General features: G+C 66.1%; 8 protein-coding genes. 4 read left to right on the top strand and 4 right to left on the bottom strand.

The window, feature by feature from the left end; translation table 11 throughout:
• Together VEG08_06030 and VEG08_06025 are read right to left on the bottom strand one after the other, a co-directional pair.
• Window positions 1-1,101 (bottom strand): cytochrome ubiquinol oxidase subunit I (locus VEG08_06030; GenBank protein ID HXZ27543.1); only part of this gene is annotated, 1,101 nt, incomplete at its 3' end.
• 97 nt (window positions 1,102-1,198) lie between these two features.
• Window positions 1,199-1,708 (bottom strand): acyl-CoA thioesterase, encoded by a 510-nt coding sequence (locus VEG08_06025; protein ID HXZ27542.1) that lies wholly within the window; start codon window positions 1,706-1,708, stop codon window positions 1,199-1,201.
• Between the two features lie 478 nt (window positions 1,709-2,186).
• Between VEG08_06025 and VEG08_06020 the strand changes: the two genes are divergently transcribed.
• From VEG08_06020 to VEG08_06010, 3 genes are all read left to right on the top strand, one after another.
• A complete protein-coding gene (locus VEG08_06020; GenBank protein HXZ27541.1) occupies window positions 2,187-2,414 on the top strand; it encodes a hypothetical protein in 228 nt (75 codons plus the stop codon).
• 121 nt (window positions 2,415-2,535) lie between these two features.
• Entirely contained in the window at window positions 2,536-3,150 is a 615-nt protein-coding gene (locus VEG08_06015) for a DUF47 family protein (GenBank protein HXZ27540.1), read from the top strand.
• Entirely contained in the window at window positions 3,150-4,199 is a 1,050-nt protein-coding gene (locus VEG08_06010; GenBank protein ID HXZ27539.1) for an anion permease, read from the top strand. The genes VEG08_06015 and VEG08_06010 overlap by 1 nt, the downstream gene beginning before the upstream one ends.
• Window positions 4,200-4,265: 66 nt before the next feature.
• Here the strand turns inward: VEG08_06010 and VEG08_06005 are convergent, their stop codons facing one another.
• Together VEG08_06005 and VEG08_06000 are read right to left on the bottom strand one after the other, a co-directional pair.
• A complete protein-coding gene (locus tag VEG08_06005) occupies window positions 4,266-4,712 on the bottom strand; it encodes a hypothetical protein (GenBank protein ID HXZ27538.1) in 447 nt (148 codons plus the stop codon).
• 173 nt (window positions 4,713-4,885) lie between these two features.
• Window positions 4,886-5,110, bottom strand: a complete 225-nt coding sequence (locus tag VEG08_06000) for a hypothetical protein (GenBank protein HXZ27537.1) — start codon at window positions 5,108-5,110, stop codon at window positions 4,886-4,888.
• Window positions 5,111-5,254: 144 nt separating this feature from the next.
• Between VEG08_06000 and ribB the strand changes: the two genes are divergently transcribed.
• On the top strand, window positions 5,255-6,421 hold the full coding sequence (gene ribB / locus VEG08_05995; GenBank protein HXZ27536.1) for a 3,4-dihydroxy-2-butanone-4-phosphate synthase: 1,167 nt from the start codon (window positions 5,255-5,257) through the stop codon (window positions 6,419-6,421).
• The last annotated feature ends 156 nt before the right edge of the window (window positions 6,422-6,577 follow it).

Here is a 6,577-nt window from a genome sequence, read left to right as displayed (position 1 = left end):
CGGCATGGCAAGCATGAGGACCCAGAGCATGCCGCGGGTCTCGAACAGCCTACGCCGGAGGAGAAGCCAGGCGGCGATCGCCAGGACGGCGATGAAGATCGTCCCCAGCCCCACCATGATGTGATAGCTGTAGTAGAGCAGCGGGACGTTGTCGGGCCACTGCTCGGGCGGGAAGTCCTCCAGCCCCTGCACCTGCGCGCCCCAGCGCCGGTAGGTGAGGAAGCTGAGCATCTTGGGGACGTAGATGGGATTGTCCAGGGAGTGGTCGCGCATGTCGGGCTGCCCCAGGATGACCAGCGGGGCTCCCGGACCGCTCTTGAAGAGCGCTTCCATGCCGGCCAGGGTGGCCGGCTGCTTGTGGGCCACCATCCGTCCCTGCGCGTCGCCCGTCGGGAAAAGCTGCAGGATGGAGAAGAGGCAGGCCGCCGTCACTCCCACCCGCAGGAACAGCCGGCCGTACTCCCGCTGCTCGCGGTCGAGCAGCACGTAGGAGGCGCCCACCGCCGCCATCACGAACGACCCGGTGATCACCGCCCCGCTCATGTTGTGGGCGTATTGCCACCACGCCCACGGGTTCAGTACCAGTCCCCAAAAGCTGGTCAGGTGGGCGGAGCCGTCGGCCCCGATCTCGTAGCCCACCGGGTTCTGCATCCAGGCGTCGGTGGCGATGATGAAGAAGCCCGAGATCCACGAGCCCACGAAGACCAGGAACGCCGACAGCCAGTGCGCCCGCGGGCTCAGCCGCTTCTCCCCGTAGAGGAAGAGCCCCAGGAACGCCGACTCCAGGAAGAAGGCGAACACGCCCTCCATGGCCAGGGTCTGCCCGATCACCCCGCCGGCGAAGCGCGAGAAGTGCGACCAGTTGGTGCCGAACTGGAATTCCATGGGGATGCCGGTGATCACCCCGATCACGAAATTGATGCCGAAGATCTTGGCCCAGAAGCGCGCGGCGCGGCTGTAGCGCTCGTCCTTTTTCCACAGGGCGAGGCTCTTCAGCAGCACGATGAGCGGGGCCAGCCCCATGGTCAGCTGCGGGAAGAGGTAGTGATAGGTGACGGTGAAGGCGAACTGGATGCGGTCCACCAGAAGTGCGCTGTCCATAGAAGGGCACCTCCGCGTGCAGCAGGCGAGAACAACATTGTCTCACGCGCACGGCCCTGTCTGTGACCCGGCTCACCAGGCGGTGTCCAGCGCCGCGCTACTCCTTCTTCGCGCCCTGCCGCCGCTGCTGCTCCGCCTGCCGGATCTCCCGCCGCCGGGTCGCATCCTGGTAGCGGCGCTTTTCCTCCACCGTCTCCGGGACCACCGGCGGCACCGCCACCGGATGCCCGCTCGCATCGATGGCCACAAAGGTCAGGTAGGCGGAGCTGACGTGCCGCTTGCTCCCGGCGATGTAGTTCTCTACCCAGCACTTCACGCCGATCTCCATCGAAGTGTGGAAGGCGTGGTTCACCGAGGAGCGCAGGATGAGCAGGTCGCCGACGTGCACGGGAGCGAGGAAGTCGAGATGGTCCATGGAAGCGGTGACCACGTAGCGGCGCGAGTGGCGGTGCGCCGCCAGCGCCCCCGCGATGTCGATCCACTGCATCAGGCGGCCACCCATCAGGTTGCCCAGCGGGTTGGCGTCGTTGGGCATGATGACCTCCGCCATCTCCGACTGTGACGCCCGCACCGGCCGCGCTTCCAGATTCTCTTCCTTCTTGTTCATAGCGCCTGAGTGTACTCGCCCCGCCCGCGCCCGGCCAACCTAAGCCGGCGCCCGGCTCTGGTACTTTTGCCAGTTCCGCCTCCCTCGCGGTATAGGTACCATCGGCTCGGCCCGGCTAGCGTGACCCTGGCTGGGGTCTGCGGGGGCGGCCAGGGTGCGCCCGCTACAGCCCTTTGGCACGAACTAGGGGGATAGCACTCCGGATCGCTGAGTTAGTCAAGTGTTTTCAATAGGATAGGAGATTTTGGGGCGATGCGAGGCATTTTTTGGGCTGAGCCGCCATTCAATCCGCTTGATTTGAGGCCGTAAATCGAAGTAAGATAAGCAGTTTGTTCGGCCCTATCGGACCCGTGGTGGAAGGATGCGGGGCTTTCGCAGCCCACTCGTCTCCGCGCATCCGCCGCAACCACAAGCGAATCCAATCATCAGAGGTAGGGCCCCAAAGCGGTCATAAATCTACCGTAAAGGCAGAGGTATCATGGCAAAGCGACGTGGCAATCCCAATTGGGGCAAGCCCGAGCCGATCGGGCCCATCGTGCCCACCGTGACCGAGTTCGAGCAGGTGGTGCGCGAGTACAAGCTCCTGCCCGAGCAGTACATTCGCTCCACCCGGCTGCGGGAGTGGGCGCGCCGCAACAAGAACTCCAAGTTCATCCCCGAATCCCTGCTGCAGGCCTGGGGCTTCGAGATCGAGTCCACGCTGTAAGCGTAGCTTCGCCGAAGAGGGCCGTCGTGGGCGACGGCCCTTTTTCTTTTTGCCCGGCGAGCTGCGTTGACGTCCTCGGGGTCGCGTGAGATAGTGTTGCGCTCCGGGAGAACGCCGCCGCATGGTCCGCCTGGTCCCCAGGGAAACCAAGTTCTTCGGTATGTTCGCCGAGATGGCGGGCAACGTCACCGACGGCGCCCGCCTGTTGCTCGAGATCCTGCAGGACTTCCAGAACGTGGAGACGCGGCTGCAGAAGCTGCAAGAGATCGAGCACCGCGGCGACGACCTGACCCACGCCATCATCACCAAGCTGAACCAGACCTTCATCACCCCCTTCGACCGCGAGGACATCCACCGCCTGGCCACCACCCTGGACGACGTGCTCGACTACGTGCACGCCGCCGGGGAGCGTCTGAGCACCTATAAGATCACGCAGCGCTCCCCGCGGGCCACCCGCCTGGCGGAACTCATCGTGCGCCAGACCGAGCAGATCGCCGCGGCCATCTCCAAGCTGGACAAGCACGACAGCGTGCTCGACTACTGCGTGGAGATCAACCGCCTGGAGAATGAGGCCGATTCGGTGGCCCGCGAGGCCATCGGCAAGCTCTTCGAAGAGGAGAAGGATCCCATCGCCCTGATCAAGATGAAGGAACTCTTTGAGGTCCTGGAGATGGCCACCGACAAGGCGGAGGATGTGGCCAACGTCATCGAAACCGTGACCCTGAAAAGCGCCTGATGGATACCGGCCTGCTGCTGGTCATCGTCACCGTGCTGGTGGCCCTGACCTTCGACTTCTTCAACGGCTTCCACGACGCCGCCAACAGCATCGCCACCGTGGTCTCGACGCGCGTGCTCTCGCCCACCTGGGCGGTGGTCTGGGCCGCCTTCTTCAATTTCGTGGCCGCCTTCCTGCTGGGGACGGCGGTGGCCAAGACCATCGGCCAGGGCATGATCGATCTTTCCATCGTCACCCAGTGGGTGGTGCTGGCGGGACTGGTGGGCGCCATCGTGTGGGACGTGCTCACCTGGTGGTGGGGCCTGCCCACCTCCTCCTCGCACGCCCTCATCGGGGGCTACGCCGGCGCCGCCATGGCCCGCGCCGGCCTTGTCCGCGGCTGGTCACATGCCGACGAGGTGATCCTGGCCAGCGGCTGGACCAAGACCCTGGCCTTCATCGTGCTGGCCCCGGTCATGGGCATGGTGCTGGCCCTGGTCTTCATGCTCGCCACCTACTGGCTGCTGCGGCACAAAGCTCCCCGCCAGGTGGATAGCTGGTTCCGCAAGCTGCAGTTGCTCTCGGCCGCCGGCTACAGCCTGGGCCACGGCGGCAACGACGCCCAGAAGACCATGGGCATCATCGCCGGCGCCCTCTACACGGGCGGGCTCATGAGCAAGGCCGATTTCATCGCCGACTGGGGCTCGCTGCACTGGCCCATCATCCTCAGCGCCCACTTCGCCATCGCCATGGGCACCTACCTGGGCGGATGGCGCATCGTCCGGACCATGGGCCAGCGCATCACCAAGCTCAAGCCGGTGGGCGGCTTCTGTGCCGAGAGCGCGGGCGCCCTCACCCTGTTCGGCACCGCCCTGGCCGGCATCCCCGTCTCCACCACCCACACCATCACCGGCGCCATCGTGGGAGTGGGCGCCACCCACCGCCTCTCCGCGGTGCGCTGGGGCGTGGCTCAGCGCATCGTGTGGGCCTGGATCCTGACCATCCCCGCCTCGGCGGCCGTCGCCGGCCTGGTCTTCTGGGTCATCCGCCTGTTCCACCCGGCTGGCTGAGCCTCCTCCCCAATAAGAAAGCGCTCCCCGCAGGGAGCGCTGTCAGGCTTTGGTAAGGCCCAGGCCTTATTCCGTCCAGGTCCAGGGGTAGACCCAGCCGACGCTCTCGCAGGTCGCGGTCCGGGGTCCCCAGGTGAGCGTACTGCCGTCGGTGAAGTCGGCGCGGGCGTACAAGGTGTAGGTGCCGCTGAAGCTGTAGGTGGAGGTGCTCCAGGGAGCGACCAGCTCCTCGTAGTTCCCGTCGGCGTAGAACTGCACCTTCCACGGCGTCTGGTTGTGGAGTTCCAGGACGCAACCGCCACCGCGGGTCTTCGGCACTTTCGCATTGGGATCGTTGGCCTGAGACTTGTTCTTGATGTTGGGGTCCTGGCCGGTGCCGCGACTCTTGGTCGCCTTGTCGGTCATCGCCTTGCCGGTCTTGCCCCGCACCTGGGCCGAGGTCACCGGCGTCATCCATCCCGCCAGGGCCACCAGCGCCACCGCGCAAGCAAACCACTTCATCCTCTTGTGCATGAACTCCCCTCCCGGAGCGGGCGCCGGAGGCGCGCCACCCCTGTTGAATGATGATCGTTGATGAGACGCCCCGCTCGCCTTGCGGCCTTGGGGGGACCGGCGGGGCCATCTCTATGGTACTCCCGCGCCCGCAAAGTGCAAGCTTCCGCACCGCGAGGCGGGAGAGCCGTCTGTCATTGGCCGGCCGGCCGCGGCGCGGGACGGCTGGGATCATTGAGGTCCGACTTGTGCTTGATGTTGGGGTCCTGGCCCAGGCCGCGGCTCTTGTGGGCCTTGGTCACGACCATCTTCTGGACCTTCTGTTCCTTCTTGTTCTGGGCCGAGAGGCCCGGGACCATCAGAGCCGAGGCGGAAAGCAGGCCTGCCAGGGCCGCGAACTTGCTCCATCGGTTGCGCATTGAACAGTTCCTCCCCAGCGCCGCTTGACCGCGCAGCGCTGATGCTGTCCCTAGAACGGCGGCGGCGCGCTTCCTTGCAGGCCCCCGGCAGGGGGAATTGCACCATTTCCGGTGCAGCCGCTCTGCTACAATCGAGAGGACGCCATGGCCACCGCATCCCCCTTCACCGACGTCGAAACCGCGCTGGAGGAGATCCGCCAGGGGCGGATGATCATCGTGGTGGACGACGAGGACCGCGAGAACGAGGGCGACCTCACCCTGGCCGCGGAGAAGGTCACGCCCGAGGCCATCAACTTCATGGCCAAGCACGGGCGCGGGCTCATCTGCCTGGCCATGACCGAGGAGCGGCTGGACCACCTGCGCATCGGGCCCATGACCGCGGAGAACACCTCGCAGTACGGCACCGCCTTCTGCGAGGCCATCGACGCGCGCCAGGGCGTGACCACCGGCATCTCCGCCTACGACCGCGCCCGCACCATCCACGTGGCCATCGATCCCAAGAGCGGTCCCGGGGACCTGGCGCGGCCCGGGCACGTCTTCCCCCTGCGCGCGCGCAAGGGCGGGGTGTTGGTGCGCGCCGGCCAGACCGAGGCTTCGGTGGACCTGGCCCGCCTGGCCGGGCTCGTGCCCGCGGGCGTGATCTGCGAAATCATGAACGAGGACGGCTCCATGGCGCGAGTGCCGCAACTGGCCGGGTTCTGCCGCGAGCACCAGATGAAGATGCTCACCGTCGCCGGCCTCATCCGCTACCGCATGCGCACCGAGCGGCTGGTGCACCGCATCGGGGAGGCCATGCTGCCCACACCCTACGGCGACTTCCGCATGATCGCCTACGAGAGCGACATGGCGCACAACTCCCACGTCGCCCTGCTCAAGGGCGACGTGGAGCACGACGACGGCACTCCCGTGCTGGTGCGCATGCACTCCCACTGCCTGGTGGGCGACGTCTTCGGGGCCACCTGGTGCGACTGTCACAGCATCGTGCAGCGCTCCCTGCGCGCCATCGCTGAGGCCGGCCGCGGCGCCCTCATCTACCTGCACCAGACCTCCAAGGGCTTTTCCGTGGAAAAGGTCGACGACAAGCCCGTGCTCGCCTTCCACAAGGACGTGCGCGAGCCCAATCTCCCCGACCACCAGCGCAAGACCCAGCGCGAGGTGGGCATCGGGGCGCAGATCCTCTCCGACCTGAACATCCACGCCATCCGCCTGCTCACCAACCATCCCCGCAAAGTGGCCGCGCTCGAAGGCTACGGCATCTCCATCGTAGAGCAGATCCCCATCCCGGTGGAGCGCGCCGCGCGCAGGGGCTGATTTCTTTCAACCGCAGAGGACACAGAGGGCACGGAGGAAGGCCTTGAAGGGCGAGTTTCCCAGGCGCACCGCGCGAACGGGTGTCTTTGCACTCTTTCATGCTGAGTTGAGGTTAGAGCAGGGCAGCGTCGGAAGCTGGGTTTCAGATCACCCGAT

The sequence above is a fragment of the Terriglobales bacterium genome (assembly GCA_035624475.1).
Taxonomy (GTDB): domain Bacteria; phylum Acidobacteriota; class Terriglobia; order Terriglobales; family Acidobacteriaceae; genus DASPRL01.
The sequence above is the reverse complement of the archived record's forward strand: the minus strand, read 5'-3'. Positions and strand labels throughout refer to the sequence as shown.